21 protein-coding genes are annotated in these 20,538 nt (G+C 67.7%); 9 read left to right on the forward strand and 12 right to left on the reverse strand.

Annotation, left to right across the window (positions count from 1 at the left end; all coding sequences use genetic code 11):
* Positions 1 to 32: 32 nt before the first annotated feature.
* Positions 33 to 881 carry a DUF7319 domain-containing protein gene (locus tag NL115_RS02740; protein WP_254831689.1) on the reverse strand — a complete coding sequence of 283 codons (849 nt, stop codon included), beginning with the start codon at positions 879 to 881 and terminating at the stop codon, positions 33 to 35.
* Between the two features lie 133 nt (positions 882 to 1,014).
* On the opposite strand from NL115_RS02740, the gene NL115_RS02745 reads away from it, so the two are divergent.
* Both NL115_RS02745 and NL115_RS02750 read left to right on the forward strand, forming a co-directional pair.
* Complete coding sequence (locus NL115_RS02745) at positions 1,015 to 1,656, forward strand: helix-turn-helix domain-containing protein (RefSeq protein WP_254831690.1); 642 nt, start codon at positions 1,015 to 1,017, stop codon at positions 1,654 to 1,656.
* 91 nt (positions 1,657 to 1,747) lie between these two features.
* Positions 1,748 to 2,251: a DUF7321 family protein gene (locus NL115_RS02750; protein ID WP_254831691.1), complete on the forward strand. Its 504-nt coding sequence runs from the start codon at positions 1,748 to 1,750 to the stop codon at positions 2,249 to 2,251.
* Between the two features lie 90 nt (positions 2,252 to 2,341).
* Here NL115_RS02750 and nth read toward each other — a convergent pair whose 3' ends face one another.
* Complete coding sequence (gene nth / locus NL115_RS02755; RefSeq protein WP_254831692.1) at positions 2,342 to 3,025, reverse strand: endonuclease III; 684 nt, start codon at positions 3,023 to 3,025, stop codon at positions 2,342 to 2,344.
* A gap of 107 nt (positions 3,026 to 3,132) precedes the next feature.
* On the opposite strand from nth, the gene NL115_RS02760 reads away from it, so the two are divergent.
* Positions 3,133 to 3,699 (forward strand): hypothetical protein, encoded by a 567-nt coding sequence (locus NL115_RS02760; protein ID WP_254831693.1) that lies wholly within the window; start codon positions 3,133 to 3,135, stop codon positions 3,697 to 3,699.
* Positions 3,700 to 3,881: 182 nt separating this feature from the next.
* On the opposite strand, the gene NL115_RS02765 is transcribed toward NL115_RS02760, so the two are convergent.
* Positions 3,882 to 5,024 (reverse strand): acyl-CoA dehydrogenase family protein, encoded by a 1,143-nt coding sequence (locus NL115_RS02765; protein WP_254823235.1) that lies wholly within the window; start codon positions 5,022 to 5,024, stop codon positions 3,882 to 3,884.
* A gap of 94 nt (positions 5,025 to 5,118) precedes the next feature.
* Positions 5,119 to 5,583, reverse strand: a complete 465-nt coding sequence (locus tag NL115_RS02770; protein ID WP_254831694.1) for a plastocyanin/azurin family copper-binding protein — start codon at positions 5,581 to 5,583, stop codon at positions 5,119 to 5,121.
* A 270-nt stretch (positions 5,584 to 5,853) separates the two neighbouring features.
* Here NL115_RS02770 and NL115_RS02775 point away from each other — a divergent pair, with 270 nt between their 5' ends.
* Positions 5,854 to 6,222 carry a universal stress protein gene (locus tag NL115_RS02775; RefSeq protein ID WP_254831695.1) on the forward strand — a complete coding sequence of 123 codons (369 nt, stop codon included), beginning with the start codon at positions 5,854 to 5,856 and terminating at the stop codon, positions 6,220 to 6,222.
* Positions 6,219 to 6,764, forward strand: coding sequence for a GNAT family N-acetyltransferase (locus tag NL115_RS02780; RefSeq protein ID WP_254831696.1), 546 nt, complete (start codon positions 6,219 to 6,221; stop codon positions 6,762 to 6,764). Before NL115_RS02775 ends, NL115_RS02780 begins: the two co-directional genes overlap by 4 nt.
* 940 nt (positions 6,765 to 7,704) lie before the next feature.
* Here the strand turns inward: NL115_RS02780 and NL115_RS02785 are convergent.
* Both NL115_RS02785 and NL115_RS02790 read right to left on the reverse strand, forming a co-directional pair.
* Complete coding sequence (locus NL115_RS02785) at positions 7,705 to 8,292, reverse strand: 2Fe-2S iron-sulfur cluster-binding protein (RefSeq protein WP_254831697.1); 588 nt, start codon at positions 8,290 to 8,292, stop codon at positions 7,705 to 7,707.
* A gap of 86 nt (positions 8,293 to 8,378) precedes the next feature.
* Positions 8,379 to 9,287 carry a decarboxylating 6-phosphogluconate dehydrogenase gene (locus tag NL115_RS02790; RefSeq protein WP_254831698.1) on the reverse strand — a complete coding sequence of 303 codons (909 nt, stop codon included), beginning with the start codon at positions 9,285 to 9,287 and terminating at the stop codon, positions 8,379 to 8,381.
* Positions 9,288 to 9,415: 128 nt separating this feature from the next.
* On the opposite strand from NL115_RS02790, the gene NL115_RS02795 reads away from it, so the two are divergent.
* Positions 9,416 to 10,906 carry an alpha/beta hydrolase family protein gene (locus tag NL115_RS02795; RefSeq protein WP_254831699.1) on the forward strand — a complete coding sequence of 497 codons (1,491 nt, stop codon included), beginning with the start codon at positions 9,416 to 9,418 and terminating at the stop codon, positions 10,904 to 10,906.
* Between the two features lie 9 nt (positions 10,907 to 10,915).
* On the opposite strand, the gene NL115_RS02800 is transcribed toward NL115_RS02795, so the two are convergent.
* The 3 genes from NL115_RS02800 to NL115_RS02810 form a co-directional block, all read right to left on the reverse strand.
* A complete protein-coding gene (locus NL115_RS02800) occupies positions 10,916 to 11,185 on the reverse strand; it encodes a DUF7854 family protein (protein WP_254831700.1) in 270 nt (89 codons plus the stop codon).
* Between the two features lie 94 nt (positions 11,186 to 11,279).
* A complete protein-coding gene (locus NL115_RS02805) occupies positions 11,280 to 12,197 on the reverse strand; it encodes a hypothetical protein (RefSeq protein ID WP_254831701.1) in 918 nt (305 codons plus the stop codon).
* A gap of 139 nt (positions 12,198 to 12,336) precedes the next feature.
* A complete protein-coding gene (locus NL115_RS02810) occupies positions 12,337 to 15,828 on the reverse strand; it encodes an LAGLIDADG family homing endonuclease (RefSeq protein ID WP_254831702.1) in 3,492 nt (1,163 codons plus the stop codon).
* 158 nt (positions 15,829 to 15,986) lie between these two features.
* Here NL115_RS02810 and ligA point away from each other — a divergent pair, with 158 nt between their 5' ends.
* Entirely contained in the window at positions 15,987 to 18,080 is a 2,094-nt protein-coding gene (gene ligA, locus NL115_RS02815; protein ID WP_254831703.1) for an NAD-dependent DNA ligase LigA, read from the forward strand.
* A gap of 443 nt (positions 18,081 to 18,523) precedes the next feature.
* Here ligA and NL115_RS02820 read toward each other — a convergent pair whose 3' ends face one another.
* Complete coding sequence (locus NL115_RS02820) at positions 18,524 to 18,811, reverse strand: DUF5789 family protein (RefSeq protein ID WP_254831704.1); 288 nt, start codon at positions 18,809 to 18,811, stop codon at positions 18,524 to 18,526.
* Between the two features lie 153 nt (positions 18,812 to 18,964).
* Here NL115_RS02820 and NL115_RS02825 point away from each other — a divergent pair, with 153 nt between their 5' ends.
* Both NL115_RS02825 and NL115_RS02830 read left to right on the forward strand, forming a co-directional pair.
* Entirely contained in the window at positions 18,965 to 19,744 is a 780-nt protein-coding gene (locus tag NL115_RS02825; RefSeq protein ID WP_254831705.1) for a PHP domain-containing protein, read from the forward strand.
* A 32-nt stretch (positions 19,745 to 19,776) separates the two neighbouring features.
* Positions 19,777 to 19,935 (forward strand): DUF6757 family protein, encoded by a 159-nt coding sequence (locus NL115_RS02830; RefSeq protein ID WP_254831706.1) that lies wholly within the window; start codon positions 19,777 to 19,779, stop codon positions 19,933 to 19,935.
* Positions 19,936 to 19,947: 12 nt separating this feature from the next.
* Here the strand turns inward: NL115_RS02830 and NL115_RS02835 are convergent, their stop codons facing one another.
* Positions 19,948 to 20,226: a GIY-YIG nuclease family protein gene (locus NL115_RS02835; RefSeq protein ID WP_254831707.1), complete on the reverse strand. Its 279-nt coding sequence runs from the start codon at positions 20,224 to 20,226 to the stop codon at positions 19,948 to 19,950.
* A 63-nt stretch (positions 20,227 to 20,289) separates the two neighbouring features.
* The gene (locus NL115_RS20755; protein WP_276258265.1) at positions 20,290 to 20,445 is read right to left on the reverse strand and encodes a DUF7563 family protein; all 156 of its coding nucleotides are present in this window, start codon (positions 20,443 to 20,445) and stop codon (positions 20,290 to 20,292) included.
* Between the last annotated feature and the right edge of the window lie 93 nt (positions 20,446 to 20,538).

The raw sequence follows: 20,538 nt of genomic DNA on the forward strand, positions 1-20,538 counted from the left end.
TGCCACCCGGCTGTGACCGCCGGTCGGGAGGGTCAGGCGGTCGACTCGGCGTCGTCGTCAGGTTCGACCAGCTCGGGGTGCTCCTCGACCAGGTCGTCCATGAATGCCGGCCGGTCCTCGCCCTCCATCCCGAGGGCCCGCAGACGGTTCCGGTACTCCTCGGCCCGGAACTTGTCCGAGAGCCGGGCGTTGGCCACCGTGAAGAAGAGGACGAACGCGATGAGGAGGAAACCGAGGCCCACGACAATGAGCAGCGGGCCCGAGTCTCCGCCGGCGAACAGGCCGCCGCCGAGCAGGATGAGCCCCGCCAGCACCTGCACGCCGGCGACGAGTTGCAGCATCAGGTTGCCGCGCTCGCCGCTCCCCTCAGGCACCTCCATCGGGTCCGGCAGCAGCTCGCCGTCGGGCATCTCGTCGGGCTCGTACTCCTCCATCGAGCAGAGCGCTACCACCGGCTTCACGTCTCGCAGGACCGTCCCGGAGCCCTCGATACTCCCGTCCCCGTAGACCACGGCGTACCCCTCGTCGGAGTAGGCCACGATGCGGTCGGGGTCGTGGAGTCGCTCTATCCGGGCGAACACGTCCCGGCGGACGACGGCCGCCTTGATGTCGGCCTCCACCCGGTCCATCAGCTCCTCGCCCGTGATCCACGAGTCCGGGTCGAACGCGGCGTCCCACTCCTTCGGAGACATCCGCTTCATGTCCTCGGGGGTGAAGTCCTCGAAGTCGTACTGCTCCTCGACCTGGGCACGGAGCTCCTCGGTGGAGCGCTCGCCCGCCGAAGAGTCGCCGCTTTCCCCCTCCTCGCTCCCGTCGCGGTCGGCGTCGGGGTCGCCCTCGCCCTCGGCCTCGTCACTGGGGGTCGATCGGGAGTCAGCCATTGGCATCCAGTACGTCTGCTCGCGGTAAACCGTTTCCGACGCCGGACGACCCGGCCGCTGACTGGCGTCCCCCCCCTCGGCCGGGGCGGAAAGGGGCAGAGACTATGCACGTCCGTACCTCACGGACGTATCGATGCCGGACGTTCGCGAGGCCGTGTTACATATCGACCGCACCCAGTTGGAGGCCCTCGGGATGGACGGGCTGTTCGAGGCCGCCACCGAGGCCGGTATCCGCGACGTGCAGGACCTCGTCTGGCGCGGTTCGAGCGGAATCGTCCTCATCCGCCTGGAGAACCCGGTCGCCGACGGGCGGATCGACGACCTCGAACCCATCGTCTGGTGGGAGCGTATCGAGGATGACGGTTCCGGCACCACCTATCTCTGCGAGATCAGCATCCCCGAACTGCCTGAAGAGCAGGACGCCATCACCCGGAACGTCCGCGGGATGAACGAGCGCGGCATCCAGGTGTCCGTCGTCGGGTCCCAGGAGGACATCAGCCGCGGTGTCGAGCGCCTCGGCGAGGTCGGTATCAACGCCCGTGTCGAACGATTCGCCGACTACCGCGGCCCCTCGGCCCCACTGGACGCGCTCACCGACCGCCAGCGCGAGGTCGTCAGTGTGGCCCACGAGCTGGGCTACTTCGAGGTCCCCCGCTCGGCTACCCCCGAGGACATCGCCGCCGAACTCGACCTCGAACCCTCGACGGTCGGCGAACATCTCCGCCGCGCCCAGGCGAACCTGATCGACCACCTCCTCGGAGAACACGGGGACTGAGGCCGCCCCGCGTCCGGGCCCACGCGAGGGTCGACCCGCGCTCCTTCCGCCATCGGGACCCTCAAACGACTCGGCGCCCTACCACCGGGTGATGGTCTCGGACGCCCTCGTCGCCACCCTGGTCGCCGTGGCGGTGACGCTGTCGCTCCCCTGCTTCCTCTACGGCGCGTGGATCATGATCGACGCCGAGGCGGTGACCTGGGGTGTCCTCACCTACCACCTCAAGTTCATTTTCACGGGCCTGACGCTGACGACGGTGCCGCTCGTCGGCTGGATGTTCCCCCGACTGTTCGGTATCTGGGGGCACAGCGCGCAGTTCGGCGGCTACTCCGCCGTCCACGCCTTCATCGGCCTCACCGCCTACGCGTTCCTCCTGTTCGCGTTCACCGGCATCGTCCGCATCTTCCGCGCGAAGTGGGAACACGACCTCTACCACGACTACGACGAGGACGTGCTGCTGGAGGAGATCGGCTCCGAGCGCATGAGCCACTGGCGCTCGCGCCTGCGCGTCGGCGTGTTCGGCTACACCATCTTCTGGATCATCGCGTGGCTGACGGGGGTCTCGCGGTTCGTGCTGCGGTACGTGGTGACCTGACCCGACGCCGATACCATGATCAGGTATCGAGATATTCAGGCTGTTCGTCCCGTGCAGCCGAAGTTACCGAGTAATCATGACGGCTGCCGTTCACCACGCCTCGCCGCTCGCGAGGTCCACGTCCGCGTCGCCCTTCTCGGAGGGACAGATGTCCGCCAGGGTACAGTCGGCACATGAGGGGTTCCGCGCCGTACACGTCTCCCGACCGTGACTGATGAGCAGGTGGGTGAGTTCCCGCCACTCCTCCTCCGGGACGATATCCATGAGGTCCTGCTCGATGGCGTCCGGCCGCTCTTCCTCGGTCAGCCCGAGCCGCCGGGAGATGCGCTGGACGTGCGTGTCGACCACGATGCCCTCGACGACCTCGTGGCCGTGCTGGAGGACGACGTTCGCGGTCTTGCGCCCGACGCCCGGCAGGTCCGTCAGCGCCGACATCGTGTCCGGGACCTCGCCGTCGTGCTCCTCGACGAGAATCTCGCCGATGCCCTTCAGGTAGCCACCCTTGTTGTTGTGGAAGGTGATGCCGTAGATATCCTCGGCGAGCTGCTCCTCGCTCGCTTCGGCGTAGTCCGCGGCCGACTGGTACGTCTCGAACAGGTCGTCGGTCACCTCGTTGACGCGCTCGTCCGTACACTGCGCGCTGAGGACGACCGCGACGAGCAGTTCCAGCCGGTTCGAGAAGTCCAGCGATATCTCCGGCTCCGGGTACTGCTCGTACAGCCGGTCGACGACTTCGGCGGCCTGTGCCTCCCGCGACGGAAGCGGCGTGCCCATACCGGAGACGGGAGCGGGTGCCCCTTGAGTCGTGGGCTTCCCGGCGGCCCCGGCCGGCTTCACCCGGTGGCCGGGAGCCTCAAGTCGCTCCGAGCCCCCGACCGCGCATGGAACGGCCCTCGTTCACCGTCCGGTATCCGGAGTACGGCCACCTGGAGGCGGCCATCGCGTTCGGGCTGTTCGCGCTGGTCGTCCACCGGGCGACGCCGGTGCTGGCGGGGCCGCTCGCGGAGGCTACCGGAGCGACGGCCGCGGGAGTCCGGCTCGGCTCCGCGGGACTGCTGTGGCTGGCACTCGCCGTCGCCGCGGTCGTCTCGTACGCCCGCCAGCGGCGCGGGCGTGCCCCGGAGTTCGCCGCACGCGACGTGCTCGTGAAGTTCCTCGAACAGCACCGCCCGGACCCGGCCCGCCACGCCGTCCACGGGGCCGCTGCACTGGGTGGGTTCGTCATCGTCGTCGTGGGGTACGCCCGGTTCGTCGACGCACTCGACGGCGCCATCGTGCTCGCCCGGCGACTCGTCGCGGGGGTGCCGCTGGGCGGGGCGGCCCTCACCAGCGTCGCGTGGGGCGTCATCTTCCTCGCTGGCCTCGTCGGCCTCGCTGTGGGCGGCGACCGATTCCTCGTCGGCCTCGCCCGGGAAGCGCTCTATCGCTACCACTCGGCGAGACTGTGACCCTCGGGCTCGACCCGGTTCCGCAGTCGCCAGTGCGGCCGCTCGCGGGCTGGAACGGCGGTGCGGGTCCTCCCCTACCCGGGGACCCGCGTGGGGAACTCCGAATTTCAGGGGGAAACCTCTTGTGGGCCGGTAGCCGGACCCCCTACGGGGAATCCTCGCGCTTCAGCGCGGGGAGGATATCAAAGCCCGAGTTCGCGACCGATGACGAGATGCTGGATCTCGCTGGTCCCCTCGCCGATCTCCATCAGCTTCGCGTCGCGGTAGAAACGCTGAGGGGCGAAATCCTCCGTGTAGCCGTAACCCCCGAGCGTCTGGACGGCCTCCTCGGCGACCTCCCGGCTGACCTCGGAGGCGTCCAGCTTCGCGAGCGAGGAGATGCGAGTGACGTTCTCGCCGTCGTCGTACATGGTGGCGGCCTTGTGGGTGAGCAGGCGGGCCCGCTCGATCTTCCGGTCCATATCCACGACCTTGTCGCGGATGGCGTCGAACTTCGAGATGGGCTTGCCGAACTGCTCGCGCTCGGTGGCGTACTCCTTCGCGGCCTCGAACGCGCCCTGTGCGAGGCCCGTCGAGAGCGCCGCGATGGAGATGCGGCCGCCATCGAGGGTCTTCTTCGTCTGCTTCCAGCCCTCGCCCTCCTCGCCGAGGAGACGGTCCTCGGGGATGCGGACATTGTCGAGCTGGAGCTCACACGTGGGCGAGGCGTTCAGCCCCATCTTGTCCCACACCGTCGAGACCTCGAAGCCGTCGTCGTTCTCGGGGTCCACGATGAACGTGGAGATGCCGTCGTAGCCCGCGCCCGGCTCCGTGACGGCCTTCACGAGCACGGAGTTGGCCACGTTCGCGTTCGTGATGAACTGCTTCGTCCCGTTGATGACGTACTCGTCCCCGTCCTTCTCGGCCATCGTGTCCATGTCCGAGGCGTCGCTTCCCGACGAGGGCTCGGTGAGTGCCCACGCGCCCATCTCCTCGCCCTCCGCGAGCGGCCGGAGCCACTCCTCCTTCTGTGCCTCGGTGCCGAACGCCTCGATGGGCTTGCTCCCCAGGGAGGTGTGGGCGACGTACGAGAGGCCGATGGAACCGGAGACGCGCCCGAGTTCCTCGGCGACGAGCGAGTACATGAGGTAGTCACCGCCCGCGCCGCCGTACTCCTCGGCCACCGGGACCCCCATCAGGTCCAGGTCGCCCAGCTCCTCGAACACCTCGGCGGGGAAGCGGTGTTCGTCCTCGATCTCCTGGGCGATGGGCTCGATTTCGGCCTCGCAGAAGTCACGAACCGTGTCCCGGATCATCCGATGCTCGCCGGGTAGCTCGAAGTCCATGTCCAATGCTCCGGTCCAGTGGCCATAAAACTCACTCCAACCCCCGACCACGGACGGGCCGTGGTCACTGGCTCGTGCGCCGGTCGAGCAGCCACTACTCCACGGTGAGCGTCCCGACCATCCCCTGGCCCCGGTGGGGCTGGCAGAAGTACTCGTAGGTGCCGGCCGTCGAGAACGTGTGGACGTGGGTGTACCCCTCGTCGTACGTCTCCTCCCCGGTGCCGTTCCAGTTCTCACCCTCGGGCCGACTCTCGACGGTTACCGTATGGAAGTCCGACTCCCAGGTCCACTGGACCGTCGCGCCCGTCGAGACGGTCACCTCAGCCGGGTCGAACACGAGCGAGCCACCGGGGCCGACGAGTATCTCTTGGTCGGGCTCTTCTGTCGGCCGGTCCGTCGGGGTGGTGTCACCGCCGTCCCCAGCATCACTGCTACCGTCGCTGCCGTCGGCCCCGCCGCCTCCACCGTCCCTCCCGTCCTCGCCACAGCCGGCCAGCGTGGTCGCCAGCGCGGTTCCGCCGAGTGCGAGCAGTCGTCGCCGCGTCGTCCGGTCGGTCATGCCCACGCCTTCCGGCGGGGCCATCAAGTAACCGAAGGGACACACCGTCCCGCTCTGGGAGTCAGGGACGGACCGAGGGTCGCTCGTCCGCTGGACCGGGGCTGCATCTGTGGCGATCAGATATGCGTGGCCGACGTGAGCGACCGTGAGAGTGTGTGGAAAGCCCGCGCGTTCGGAGGCGTTCCGGGGGACGGTCGCTCGCGCCGTGGGCCCCTGCCGAGTCACGTTGTCGCCGGGAGGCTTTTGCTCCGGCCCGCCGAGAGGCGACGCATGAAGGTACTGCTGGGCGTCGGTGGGAGCGACGACTCGCTCCGAGCGCTGGAGCGCGCCGTCGAACGAGCCCGAGAGGCCAGCGACGAGTTGACCGTCGCCGTCCTCGACAACCCGGAGAGCGCCGCCGCCGTCGACGATGTCGAGGAACGGGTCCGAGACACGCTCGCGGCGGCTGATGTCGACGCCGCGGTCCGGCGGCTGGAGGGCGACCCCGGCAGCCGGCTCGTCGACGTGGCCGAGCGCGAGGGCTTCGACCGCATCGTCCTCGGCGGCGGCGAGACCAGCCCGCTCGGGAAGATCCAGCTCGGGAGCATCGCGGAGTTCGTCGTCCTGAACGCCAGCGTCTCGGTCACCCTCGTCAGATGACTCGCGACTACCCCGACACGGTCGCCGGACCGTACGAACCGCCGCCGCGAACGTTCACCGACCGCGCCGACCGTGAGCTCACCATCCAGGTGTACGGCGAGGGGCCCCGCGACGACCTCGAAGCGCTGGTGGAGATGTACGAGGGCTACGACCCCGAGGACCGCGCCCAGGGCATCCCGCCCGCCGGCGAGGAGCGCATCCGGAGCTGGCTCGACACCATCACCGACGACGACTGCCACAACGTCGTCGCGTGGCACGACGACTGGCCGGCCGGCCACGCCACGCTCGTCCCGGACCGCGGCGGCGCCTACGAACTTGCCATCTTCGTCGACAGCGACTACCAGAACGCCGGCATCGGCACCCAGCTCATCGAGGGCCTGCTGGGTCACGGCCACGACATCGGCATCGAACGGGTGTGGCTCACGGTCGAACGCTGGAACGAACCCGCCATCAGCCTCTACCACAAGGTCGGCTTCGAGCGAACCGGCGACGGCAGCTTCGAACTCGAGATGACGGCACGGCTAGTGGAAGAAGCGGAGTAGGCGGTCGACTCCGTCTTCGAAGATTCTGGTAGATTCGGCGACAGCCAAACCATCTACGAAGCCCTCCTACCTCATCACAACGACAGTAACGAATGGTCCACCTACGAAGCCCTCCTACCTCATCACAACGATAGTAACGAATGGTCCACCTACGAAGTCCTCCTACCTCATCACAACGATAGTAACGAATGGACCACCTACGAAGCCCTCCTACCTCATCACAACGATAGTAACGAATGGTCCACCTACGAAGTCCTCCTACCTCATCACAACGATAGTAACGAATGGACCACCTACGAAGCCCTCGCGCTCTCGACCACTCCGGGACTCGCTGCGGTCCTCGGCCTCACTCCGTTCGGCCTGCGGTCCTTGCGTCGTCCGGGAGGGACCGAGAGCGCTCGCCCTTCGATTCCGCCAGGAACGTGGAACGTGTCACGGAGCGGCACCCCTGCCCTTCCCCAGGTCGCGCGGGTTCGCCCGCAAGGGGCTCACCACGCGCTCCCGGCCGGGGAGTGGTTGCCCGATTTTCGGTTCCGGGACCAGGAAGCGCGCGGGCGCGCCCCGGGTGAGCCCCGAGCCAACGGCGAGGGGGCGAACCCTCACGCCGCGCCCGCGCGGGGAGGTGTGGGGGCGCTAGCGCTCCGCTGGAACCAGCACCCCCAGACACGCGGCCGGAGAACCGAGTCCTGGCGGACTCGAAGGGCGAGGGCTCTCGACTCGCACGCCTCGCTGCGCACTTCCCTCGCTCCCGATGGTCGCTCGGTGCAGTGCTTGCGTCGTCGTGCTTCGCCGAGAGCGCGAGGCTTCGGAGGAGGTTGTATCGCACTCTGCAGAAGTATCTTCAGTATAGATTTCACCTTGAAAGCCGACAATATCTGAACAGAATCTGCCACGCAAAACAGAAGAGACCAATCCGAAGAAAATATCGCAGGTTCAGCAGTTACGGCGTCTCGCCCGTCTCGAGCGACAGGTCGTCCGTCGGATGGGCCACGCAGGTCAGCGTGTAGCCGTCGTCCAGCTCCTCCTGCCCCAGCATCTCGTTGTTGGAGTGGATGATGTAGTCGTCCGTGGCGCCGTTCGTGATGTGGCCCGCACAGGAGACACACTGGCCCTCGCGGCAGGCGTAGGGGAGGTCCCAGCCCTCGTCCTCGCCGGCCTCGAGCAGCGTCTCGTTCTCCTTGACCTCGACCGTCTCACCCTCCTTGACGTACTCGACCTCGAAGACCTCGGCCTCGTCGTCCGGGATGACCGACGGGTCGTCGGAGGGGTCGACCTCCTCCTCTTCGTCACCGAGTTCGCCGGCGGCCTCGCCCTCGGCGCCACCGACGGCGGCGACCGCGCCGCCACCGCCGATGGAGCGGTTCATCGGTTCCGCGAAGTCCGTCTCGGGTACCTGTGCGGCCCGCCGCTCGGTGACCTCCTGTGCGATGTCGTCCGGGATGGACTTCTCCGTCCCCTTGGAGAAGTGGATGCCAATCACGAGGAGGGTCAGCGTCGCCCCCAGCGCGACGGCGAGTGCATCGACCATACGCGCGGTTGGGAAAGGCGCTTCAAAGCCGTTGTGATTGCCCGCGCCCGACGTGTGGGGAATCTATCGACCGAGCGCTCGCGGGACTACTCCTGGCGCGCGACCTCGTGCCGCCCGAAGCCGTAGCGCAGGCGGTTCGCGAGCTTCCGGGAGAACCGCCCCTCGCCGTCGCCCGTCGCCCGGCTGTTGAACCGCTCGGACAGCGCCGCGTACACCAGCGGCATCGGGACCTCCTGTGCGAGTGCCTCCTGCACCGTCCACGTCCCCGTCGAGCCGCCCGCGACGTGGTCGGCCACGTCACCCAGCTCGTTGCCCTCCTCGCGGAACGCCTCCTCGCACAGCTCCAGCAGCCACGACCGGATGACCGCGCCGTTGTTCCACGTCCGTGCGACCGACTCCATGTCGAGGTCGTAGCGCCCCTCGTGGAGCAGCTCGAACCCCTCGCCGTACGCCTGCATCAGCGCGTACTCGACGCCATTGTGGACCATCTTCACGTAGTGGCCCGACCCCGACCGACCCATCCGGTCGTGGCCAGCGGGCCCCGTCGCCACCGCGTCGAAGACCGGCGTCAGCTCCTCGTACGCCCACGCCGGGCCGCCGACCATCAGCGAGAAGCCGAGTTCGGCCCCGGCGGGGCCACCCGACGTGCCACAGTCGAGATACGCCGCCTCGGTCGCGTCCGCGCGCCGCACGGAGTCCTCGAAGTGGGAGTTCCCCCCGTCGACGACGACGTCCTCGCCGCTCACGTGCGGTTCGAGGTCGTCCAGCGCGGCGTCCACGGCGTCGCCCGCGGGCACCATCAGCCAGACGCGCTTTTCGTCACCGAGGCGCTCGGCGAGGTCGTCGACCGACTCGGCCGGCTCCGCGCCCGCGTCGGCCGCGTCCGCCACCGCCTCGGGGTCCACGTCGAACGCGACCACGTCGTGCCCCGCGTCGAGTACCCTGTCGACCACGATACGTCCCATCCGACCGAGTCCGATGACGCCGAGTTCCATGCCCGGAGTGGCAGGGGCGCGCTACTGAGGGTTGTGGTGTGACCGCGGGGCGCCCGAGCCGATGGTCGATATAAACGACCCGCTACAGACGCCAGCAACGTCAGGGAGGGACGCTCCGCATCCCCGCCATGGACAAGCACGACGGACCACGAGAGACGGCCGACGGTACCGGTACCGGGGGCGAGAGCGAGAGCACGGGCCTCTCACGCCGGAGCATCCTCCGGTCTGCGGGTGCGACGGCGGCAGGCGTCGTCACGATGGCTGGCACGGCGAGCGCCGCAACCGACGGCAGCGACGACCCCGAGTACCCCTCCGCCGCGTGGTTCCAGCGCGAGCAGGCCAACTACGCGAAGACACAGGAGGCACCGCGCGAGCAGGCCGAGGACCCCGCGTTCCAGCAGCGCTGGCAGACCCAGAGCGCCACGAACATCGCCGACTTCCGCACACGCACGGTCGAGGAACCCGGCTGGAACAGCGAGGGTAACCTCTGCAAGGAGTACGCCGAGCAGTGCACGGGCGACCCGTTCGGCTACCCCATTGGGACGACCTACGAGGAGCAGCACTCCTACGACGGCGTCGAGCGCCGGCGCGTCGTCTTCCACGACTCCGGCCTCGACAGCGACGCCGGGGGCGCCCGGCTCTCCGGGTGGGTCTGGGCCCCCGCCGACAGCGACCCCGGCGGCGACCTCCCCGGCGTCGTCATCACCAACGGTTCCGTGCAGGCCTCCCAGACGCTGTACTGGTGGTTCGCGGACACGCTCGCCCGGAACGGCTACGTGGTCATGACCTACGACCCGCGCGGCCAGGGACGCTCGGACACGGCGACGCCCGACGGGACACTGGGCACGAACGCCAACTCGACCGTCTTCGTCACGAACCAGGTCGACGCCATCGACCTCTTCCGCTCGACGCCCGAGAACCGCTACCCCCACAACACCGAGGCTCCCGGCGCGGTACCCGCCCCCGTCGCGGAGTACAACCCCTTCCACGACCGGCTGGACCGCTCGCGACTCGGCATCGTCGGGCACTCGCTGGGCGCGACCGGCGTCAGCGTCGTCCAGGGTATCCCGGACGAGGACTGGCCCGGTACCGTCGACGACACCAACCCCGTCGACGCCGCGGTGGCGTGGGACAACCTCACGGCGCCAGGCGAGTCGCTCGCCGGCTTCGAGGTCCGGCCCCGCGTCCCCGCGATGGGCCAGTCCGCGGACTATGGACTCACCCCGCAACCGAAGACGGAGCCACCGAACGAGGACGCGAAGGCGACCGCCCAGGCGGCCTGGAGCGAGGCCGGCGTCGACACCTACCAGGTGAACGTCCGCGGCGGCACCCACTACGAGTGGGCGCTCATCCCCACCTTCCCGACCACCTCCTGGGACTTTGGCAACCCGATGGCCGACCACTACTCGCTCGCGTGGCTCGACCGCTATCTCAAGCATCCCGGAGAAGAGGGGTTCCACGACGCCGACGACCGGCTGCTGGCCGACGACCGCTGGCGCGACCGCCTCTCGTTCTACTACCGCTCGGCACGCGACTTCACGACACGAAACCAGCAGGTCAGAGACTGTCCCGACATCAAGGCCGGCTGTGACGGCCCCACGCCCCCCGGACAGGACTGAACCCGCCCGTCAGTCCAACCGTTCGACCCCGAGGTCCCCCTCGATGTCGCCCAGCCGCCGGGCCCGGGCCCGGGCGTCGGCGGGGTCGCTCGCCACGACCACGACCTCGGCGTCGTCCCCGGTGACGCCGTAGGGGGCCGTGCCGTCGGTCTCGAACTGGGTCGCGTACGTCCGGACCGTCCCCCGAACGCGGCGCTCCAGCGTCGACAGGTCGCACTCGCCGTTCTCGAACTCGCGGAGCGCGTCCTCGACGTTCCGGAGCGCGGAGATGCGGTCCATGGATTCACGTATCGGTGGATGGGCCACTTACCGATTCTGTTCGTCTCGAGAACTGGCGCCCCGCCAGGAGCCGGGAAACTCCGTGGACTGCCCCTCAGAGTTCGTCGCCACGCCGCCAACCGTCGGGCCACGCAACCTCCGCATCGGGACCCTCGACAGCGTTCTCGCCACCGTCGGCTGCGTCCATCATGGTATCTCCACTCTCCTCGGTGGCACCCGTCTCCGCCGGAGCGTCGCGACGGCCGATACACTCGCCCGGCGTCGCGCGTCCCAGCGTCTCCTCGGGGTCCAGCACGTCCGGGACGGGGACCCCCGGACCGCCGTCCGCCCGTTCCGAACCGTCGGCATCGGCGCCCGAGACAGGACCGGCCGCCAGCCCCGGGACGCCTTCGGCGACAGCGTGGCTCTCGGGGACCATTATCGGTGGACGGCGCGTGCCGGGGCCAGACTGTGGGAGCGACAGCGACGCGACCGGCACTGCGAGCGAGGCGTCACAGACACGGATGTCGGGGTCGCCACCGCCGGGCGGTCGGACAGGCGGGAGGCCGGGAGCGTCGGGGAGCTGATTCTCGAGGGCAGGCGCGGCCGGGAGGCGGTCGCGGACACGAGCGCGCCCAGAGAGGCCACCACGGATGTCACGGACGGTCGGCACCCGGTCCCGCCACGACCGGCCGCTGATGTCGGCGAGACTGGGTGGGGCATCACTGCGGGACCGATAGCACTGGACCGACACGACGAGCCCCACCGTGAGGAACGTGACCGAGAGACTCACGAGCCCCCACGCGACGCTCCGGGGCAGTCCGAGGAGGACGTGCAACTGAGAGAGCGCAGGCGGCCGGACCAGTGCCGGCAACTGCTGTGTGAGTGCCACCAGCCGTTGCCAGCCGCCCAGTGCGATGGCCAGATAGACCGAGAAGTAGGTGACGACCCCGACGCGCTTCAGCCGGTCGGCGTCGACGATCGACCGGAACGCCTCGAGTCGGCCGGAGTCGTCACCGAACAGCCGTATCACTCGCGTGTCCCCCCCGGGCCCGTGACGCCGCGAGGGGGCGAGAGAGCAGCGGGCGACCGACTCGTGTTCGTCATGGCCGTGGTCTGGGTGGCGCCGGGCCTTGCTTATGGTCGCCGTAACCGGGGACCGGGCGCGGCGGTCACGTCGTCCGGAGGTGCCCCTGCGACGGCTCGTACACCTCACCGCGCTGTTTCAGCTTCTCGATCTCGTGCTCGGCCTTGTCGCGGTCGGTCCCGTTCTCGACGGCCATCTCCAGCACCTCGTCGTACGGGGCCCCCTCCTCGTACTCGTCCTCGAGCTCCTGGATGATGGCCTTCAGGCCCTTGATGCGGTCGCGCTGGCTCTTCGAGTGGCCCGCCTCGATCATGTCCGCGTCGAACTCGTTGGTCTCGGGGTCCATCCCCACGTCCTCCAGCGACTTGCGGACGATGTCGATGACGCGGTCGGCGTCCTGCTGCTCGACGGTGTCAGAGAGCCGGACCCGGGCGCTCGCCTCCGCGAGCCGCACCAGCGCCTCCAGCTTCCGGGCCGTGACGGGCACGGGCGCGTCCTCCCCCTCGCCATGCGAGCGCAGGTCCACGTAGAACTCCTCGATGGCGCTCCGGGCCTCGTCGGTCATCGTCGGGTAGCAGGAGCGCTTCGCGTGCGCGACGTACTTGCGGAGGAGGTCTGCGTCGATGGCCGGCTCCACGTCCTCGGTCGCGGCCTGTAGCTGCTCCTCCGAGACGTTCGAGGTCGGCACGTTGTTGCGGTGGGTGTTCAGCTCCCCCGCGTAGTTCGTCTCGATGATGTGCCGGGCCAGCTTGCGGTCCTCCTCCTCGTTGGGCTTGTCCGTGATGGTGAAGATGAGGTCGAACCGGGAGATGAGCGCCGGCTCCAGGTCGATCTGCTCGGAGATGGACTCGTACTCGTCGAAGCGACCGTACTTGGGGTTCGCGGCGCCGAGCAGCGAGCAGCGAGACTTGAGAGTGGCATTTATTCCAGCCTTGGCTACGCTAATAGATTGCTGCTCTAGCGCCTCGTGCATGGCTGAACGGTCACCGGCGTCCATCTTGTCCAGCTCGTCGATGGCCGCGATACCCTTGTCCGCAAGGACGAGTGCGCCAGCTTCGAGGGACCACTGATCACCTTCGCCGAAGTCGTCTCTCACCGCTGTTGCTGTTAAACCTGCCGCAGAACTCCCTTTCCCTGAAGTATAAACCGAACGTGGTGCGATATTCTTGACATACTGGAGGAGTTGTGAGTTGTGTGAGACGACCCCGTTCGAGAGGTAGTTGTGTGTCCCCTCAACTTCGAGGTCATACACCCACTCCTCGGCTGGCTCTACGGCGTTGATCGACTCGATACGGTCCCAAGAGAGGTCGTCACTCGCCAGCGCGGAGAGCGCTCCCAGTTCTGCTTCGATATCGGTACCACCATCGGCGACGGCAGCAGCCCCCTCGGCAGACTCGAAGGAATCCAGAACAGTTCGTAGGCTCGCTCTGCTCGGATTCCGGTCACCACGCTCGTAATGCTGGTAGGTCGACCGAGGGAGCCCACAATCGGCCTGTGTGAGTCCCAGCCCCTCTCGAACGCTCCGGAGTCGTTCACCTGCGACAGGAACGACGTCACGATTGGGGTTCGACGAGCCGCCAGTCATCTCCTCTGCGGCAGCACGCTTGCGGCCGGTGACGAAGCCGATCTGGGACACGTAACGGTCGAAATCGTCACCGCTGATACGAAGCCGGTAGCTCCCGTTCTCACGCCCATGGAGTTGCGATTCGATGCCGAACGAGAGCAGCAGGCTGCGAACGTCCTCCAGTAGCGAACGACTCATCGAGGCGGTGACCACCGACCGCTGCTTCGGTGAGATGGTCCCCTCGCCATCGATGTAGGCACGGAGGAAGGCTCGGGTTACTGGGCTCGTCGCTCGGTGGATCGGTTCCGGGACTCGCTGTTCAGCGGAGTTCTTGAGCAGAGCCGGTTCGAGTCCCCCCAAGAAACTCACCAGTTCGCTGGACGAGCAAACGATTTCGTTCGCATCCTTGCCCTTGTGGGGGGTTCGTTCGGTGGGATTGAGGCCGAGTCGTTCGAGCGCCTGCCGAACATCATCGAGGATCTCCCGGTCGTTGTTCGTGACGTACAGCGTTCCACTTCCTGAATCGTGGTCCTGTATGTGTCCTTCTGCAACGATGTAGCCAAGAAGCCGTGCAAACCACGGTTGCAGTTCTTCCGGCGGGTCGAGTCTGACAGCGTTGTTCGCTCGCGACCGGCGGTAGGAGACATCCAGTTCGTCGTGTCCCGCGGTTTCGAGGGAAGCGGGAGTCGCGACGAACTCTCCTTCGGTTAGGTCGTCGGCGATAACGGCCTCGACATTCCCGTCCTGGGCGACGAACAGCGGGTGTGACGGCGTCACCGTCAGTTCTCGACCGCTCTCGGTCGTGAGCTCGTACATCCGCTCTGGTGCCTCCCGCTTCCAGACCTTCGTTGCCCGCCGTGTCCCCAGAGAACCATCGGGGGCCATCGACGGTACCTCCATATCGACATCGTCCCAGACCCCGTCATCGACCGGCTTCGGATCGTCGAGGTTCGACTCCACGAGGTCCCGAATCCGAGGCTCGGAGCCGTCCGAGAGAGTCACTCTCGTATCGCCGTCGAGGCACTTACCCGTACCCGGATCGCCTATCAGGAGCATATGCAGGTCACCCCGAATCCGCGAATTGTCGGGGAGTCGCTTCGTCACGCCGGAGAACAGCTGGAAAATGATGGCCTTCTTGTGGGTCTCGTAGCCCCAGATGGAGGGCGCCATCGACGCGACCATCTTCTCGTAGATGTCGGGGTCGTTGGAGAGTCCGATGATCTCCTGTTTGTCCTCCTCGGTGATGTCCATCTCCTCGAACTCCTCGTCCTCGACCTCGACGGAGACGCCCTGCATGTACTTCTCGAACATCAGGGACTTCTCCTGCTGGTTGCCCTGCTGTTCGAGCCGGAGGATACCCGTGACCCGAACGTGGTCGCCCGCCGTGACCTCGCCGGTGATGTCGTCCTCGATGTTGACGTCGATGGCCTCGGGCGTCTGCCCGCCGCGCAGGCCCTCGGGCGACTCCTGGACCCGCAGTGTCTGGGCGTCGACGAATTCGGACTGCTCGAAGTTGATGTTGAACGGCCCCTGTCGTTCGCAGCCCTCGCACTGGTGGGGTTCGGTGAAACCCGAGTGCTGCGGGATGTACGAGAGGGTACCGCAGCGCTGGCACTCGAAGGCCGCCTCGCGCAGCTTCGGGCGGACGCTCGTGGCCTTGTTGACGGTGCCCTGGACGGCGATGAGGTTCCCGTGGTGGCGCTCACGGATGTCGCGGATACCCGTCGAGTCCCCGAGGTTGGTCATCCGGACGTGGGCGTTTCCCAGCTTCACGTCCGCCGGCAGGTCGTAGAGCCGGAGCGCCTCCTCGGCGTAGTCCTGCATCTGGCCGGGCTGGGCGACGTAGTCCTCGGCCATGTCGCGGTCGAACCGGTAGAGGTCCTGCCAGTCGATGTAGAGCGACTTCCGGTCGTTGGGGTAGGCCTGGGCCAGCTGGCCGATGTCGTCGGCGCAGTAGGTCCGGTAGAACTCCAGGAACCGGTCGATGATTTCGGTGTTGTCCGGGCGGTCCATCGGATTAGGGTGGGTTGTGCGCCACCGGGTAAGAAGTTTCGCGATGCAGGGCGGAAGTGGTCGCGGGGAGTCACAGTCGAGCGGTTTCGCCGAACGGCCGTCGAGCGTGGATTCCGGTGAGCCGGGCTTTTTGCCGGGGGGAATCGTAGCAGCGTCCAATGAGCGACGCCGCGCAGGCAGCCGACGACAATCCCTACCTCCGGGACCCACCGACCGACTTCGAGCCGGTCGACGACCTCGACCAGGAGACAGCGGTCGAGCAGGCCCGGCGACTCCGCGAGGCCATCCGCTTCCACGACCAGCGCTACTACGTCGAGGCCGACCCCGCTATCGACGACCGGACGTACGACCAGTTGTTCGACCGGCTGGAGGCACTCGAGGCCGCGTTCGACCTCGATGCGACGAACTCGCCGACGAATCGCATCGGGGGAGAGCCGCTGGACGAACTGGAGACCGTCGAGCACGTCGCGCCGATGCTCTCCATCGCCTCCTCGGGCGACCCCGACGAGGTCCGGGAGTTCGACCGCCGAGTCCGGGACCGACTGGCCGACGCGGATATCGAAGCCGAGGTGACCTACGTCTGCGAGCCGAAGTTCGACGGCATCTCCGTCGAACTCGTCTACGAGGACGGCAACCTCGAACGCGCGGCGACGCGCGGCGACGGGTACGAGGGGGATGATATCACCGCCAACATCCGGACCGTCGGCTCCATCCCGCAGCGGCTGCGTGGCGACCCGCCGGAGTACCTGGCCGTCCGGGGGGAGCTGTTCATGCCGCGCGGCCCGTTCTCGGCGTACAACTCCGAGCGGGTCGCCGAGGGGAAGGAGCCGTTCGCGAACCCGCGGAACGCCGTCGCGGGGACGGTCCGGCAGCTCGACCCGTCGACCGTCGCCGAGCGGCCACTGGACTGCTTCTTCTTCGACGTCCTCGAGTCGAGTGCCGACTTCGAGACCCACACCGAGCAGGTCCGTCAGCTCCCGGAGTGGGGGCTGAAGACGAGCGCGAAGGTCGAGCAGGTCGACACCATCGAGGACGCGCTGGACTACCGCGACCGGCTGCTCGCCGAGCGCGACGACCTCTCCTACGAGGTCGACGGGACCGTCATCAAACTCGACGACCGCGCGGCGTGCGAGGCGCTGGGGGCCACGTCGCGGGCGCCGCGCTGGGCGTTCGCCTACAAGTTCCCCGCACGGACCGAGGAGACGACCGTCCGTCAGATCGCCGTGCAGGTCGGTCGGACGGGGCGACTGACGCCGGTCGCGATGCTCGACCCCGTCGAGGTCGGTGGCGTCACCGTCTCGCGAGCGACCCTCCACAACCCCGACCAGATCGCCGACCTCGGCGTCGATGTGGGCGACCGCGTCCGCATCCAGCGTGCGGGTGACGTCATCCCGTACGTCGAGGAGGTGACGGAGTCCTCGTCGGCAGGGCACTTCGAGTTCCCCGACCACTGTCCCGCGTGTGACAGCGCCGTCGAGCGCGACGGCCCGAACGCGTTCTGCACCGGTGGGCTGGCCTGTCCGGCACAGCTCCAGCGTGCGGTCCAGCACTACGCCGCCCGAGCCGGGCTGGACATCGAGGGGCTCGGCGAGAAGATGGTCGCGCAGCTCATCGAGGAGGGACTCGTCGAGGGCATCCCGGACCTGTACGACCTCACGGTCGAGGAACTGGCCGAGCTGGAGGGGTGGGGCGAGACGAGCGCCGAGAACCTCGTCACGGAACTGGAGGCCGCGACGGAGCCGCCGCTGGCCGACTTCCTCGCCGCCATCGGCGTCCCGGAGGTCGGCAAGACCACGGCCACGAACCTCGCGCGCCACTTCGGCACGCTCGACGCGGTGATAGACGCTTCCGAGGAGGAACTCGAGGCCGTCGACGACGTGGGCCCCATCGTCGCCGAGGAGATCTACGAGTTCTTCCGGAGCGAGCGGAACCGCGCGGTGGTCGACGCCCTCCGCGATCGCGGCGTCGAGCCACAGGAAGCCGAGACCGAGACCGGGGACGAACTCGACGGCCTCACATTCGTGTTCACTGGCTCGCTCGATGGCTACACCAGAGGCGAGGCTCAGGACCTCGTCGAGCGCCACGGCGGCAACGCCACCAGCAGCGTCTCCGGGAACACGGACTACCTCGTGGCCGGCTCGAATCCGGGTGCCAGCAAGCAGGACGACGCCGCGGCCAACGACGTCCCAATCGTCGACCAGGAGCGGTTCGAGGAACTCCTCGCCGAGCACAGTGTCGAGATGGAGGAGTGACTCGGAGGGGGCGAACAGGCAGGTCCTCCGGCACGCGAGGCGACGGACCGCACGCTTTCCGCGGCCCGGTCGATTCCGGCCCGCGCTCGGGGCTCGCGCCCCATCTGCCCGCCTCGCGATGGCACGTCAGGTCACGGGGCGTCTGGTCGCATTCTCGTACTTGAACCTGAGGTCGGGGAGGAATTCGTAGCAGACAACAAACCCGATACGATTCGAGTTCAGATACAATACTCGACGTAGCACCTCAGGCCACCATATATCATAGCATATGGGAATCGATTGAGTATGTCTCTGCATCCGCGCGAGCGCAGCGAGCGCGGTTCTCCGGCCGGAGCGCGCGAAGCGCGCGGAGGCCGGCTTTTTTGGTGCAGATTTTTTGCGCGAGTGGTGCCGCAGGCGCGGCGAAGCCGCGCCGAGGACACCCGAGCGCAAAAAAAGGTGCGTTAGAAGGAAACCTGCTCGTGCCCGCTCTCGCCCAGTCCGGGGGCATCGCGGTCCGAGTAGCCGACGCGACCGACGGCCTCCTCCGAGAGCGCGGAGTAGGCGGTGAGACGGACCTCCTCGGCGTCGTCGAACGTCTGCTCGCCCAGCAGCGCGATGAGTTCGCCGAAGGTCTCGGTCCCGTCGACCGTCTCCAGCTCCAGTTCCCCGTACGCCTCGACCAGTTCCTCGGTCGTCGCGGGGTAGGAGTGGGCGTCGATCTTCTCGTCCACGTCGTTCATGAAGCGCATCGTACCTGCACTCTACTCCGAGACCTTCATAAATGTTCTCTACAAACGACTCCAGCAATCTACAAGGAAGATAATGATATACTAGGCCACGGCGTGCGTGAACACTACTCATGCCAGGCAGGGACTTTTGCGTCGCCCCACCGGACCTGTCGTATGGTCGTCGCGGACCTCCACACGCACACGACGAACTCGGACGGGGAGATGACGCTGGCCGAGGTACCGGCAGCCGCTCGTCGGGCCGGCGTCGAGGTGGTCGCGGTGACGGACCACGACCGACTCCACCCCGGACTGGACGCCTCCGTAACCGAGCGCGACGGCGTGACCGTCGTCCACGGCATCGAGCTCCGGGTCGAGAGTCCCGCGGGGCGCGTCGACCTGCTCGGGTACGGGGTCCGCGAGACGCCGGCGCTGGCCGACCTCGTCGACCACCTCCAGCGGGACCGGGTCGAGCGCGGCCGGGCGATGGTCGAGCGGGTCGAGAACCACCTCGATATCGACCTCGACGTGACCGTCGAGCCGGGCTTCGGCCGGCCGGACGTCGCCAGGGCCGTCGCCGCAGCCACGGAGTACGAGTTCGGCGAGGTGTTCGACGACCTCATCGGCGAGGACCAACCCTGCTACGTCGCGCGCGACATCCCGACGTTCGAGGCCGGCCGGGAGGTACTGGCCGGGGCCTGCGCGCTGGTCGGCCTCGCACACCCGTTCCGGTACGAGGACCCCGCAGCCGCACTCGAGCTGACGGCGGCCCTCGACGCGGTAGAGCGGTACTACCCCTACGGATTCGACCCGGAGGTTTCTGCCGTGGAGGCGGCGATGGACGCGAACGACCTGCTGGCGACCGGCGGCAGCGACGCGCACGACCACCAGTTCGGCCGAGCCGGGCTGGAGCGGTCGGAGTGGGAACGGGTTCGGGTCCGGTTGCCGGACCCGTAGCACTGAAACGGACAGCCACCGCAGTGTCGAGTATGCAGTGCCACTACTGCGACGAGGACGCCGCTCTCGCCGTCGAGAAAGACGGCATCAAGGTCGGGCTCTGCGAGGACCACTTCCAGGAACGCCTGGAGGAGCTCTCCGAGTCCGGCTTCCTGGAGGATATCCAGGAGGACCTCGATATCGACCGATGAGGACCGTCGCGGTCAGCGTTCTTCCGTCCGTTCGGTATCTACACCGGTCTCGCTCTCGGCCAGTGCTGCCTTCGCGTCGTGCGAGAGCTGTTTGAGTTCGTACTCGCGCGACATCGCGGCCGACCGGTCCGGGAACGCCTCCAGATGGACCAGTTCCACGGGCGTCCGACCCCGGGTGTACTTCGCCCCCTCGCCGGCGTCGTGCTCGGCGACGCGTCGTTCGGGGTCCGTCGTGTAGCCGGCGTAGAACGTCCCGTCGGCACAGCGCAGCAGATAGGCGTAGTGACTCACGGGTCGACGGTGGGCCGATAAGATGAGGGCACCCTGTGGTTACTGCGCGATTCCACGGCCCGTTCAGGACCGTGTTTCGTGTGCGCGCTCTCTCGATACCTCGGCGATACCCGCGTTCGCCGAGCAGTTCGGACACGCGTGGATATCCCCGCGTTCGTCGGCGAACACGCGCGCGAACCGGTCCGAGACGTGCGCGTCGCAGTGGTCGCACCTTGGCATGCTGGTGACCGACTCGGGCAGGGGCCCCTCGCCGGTGCCACAGCGTACGTGGCCGATGCGTAAAACTCCCCCGACAGATGATGACACACCACC

The sequence above is a fragment of the Haloglomus salinum genome (genome assembly GCF_024298825.1).
In the GTDB taxonomy this organism is placed as follows: domain Archaea; phylum Halobacteriota; class Halobacteria; order Halobacteriales; family Haloarculaceae; genus Haloglomus; species Haloglomus salinum.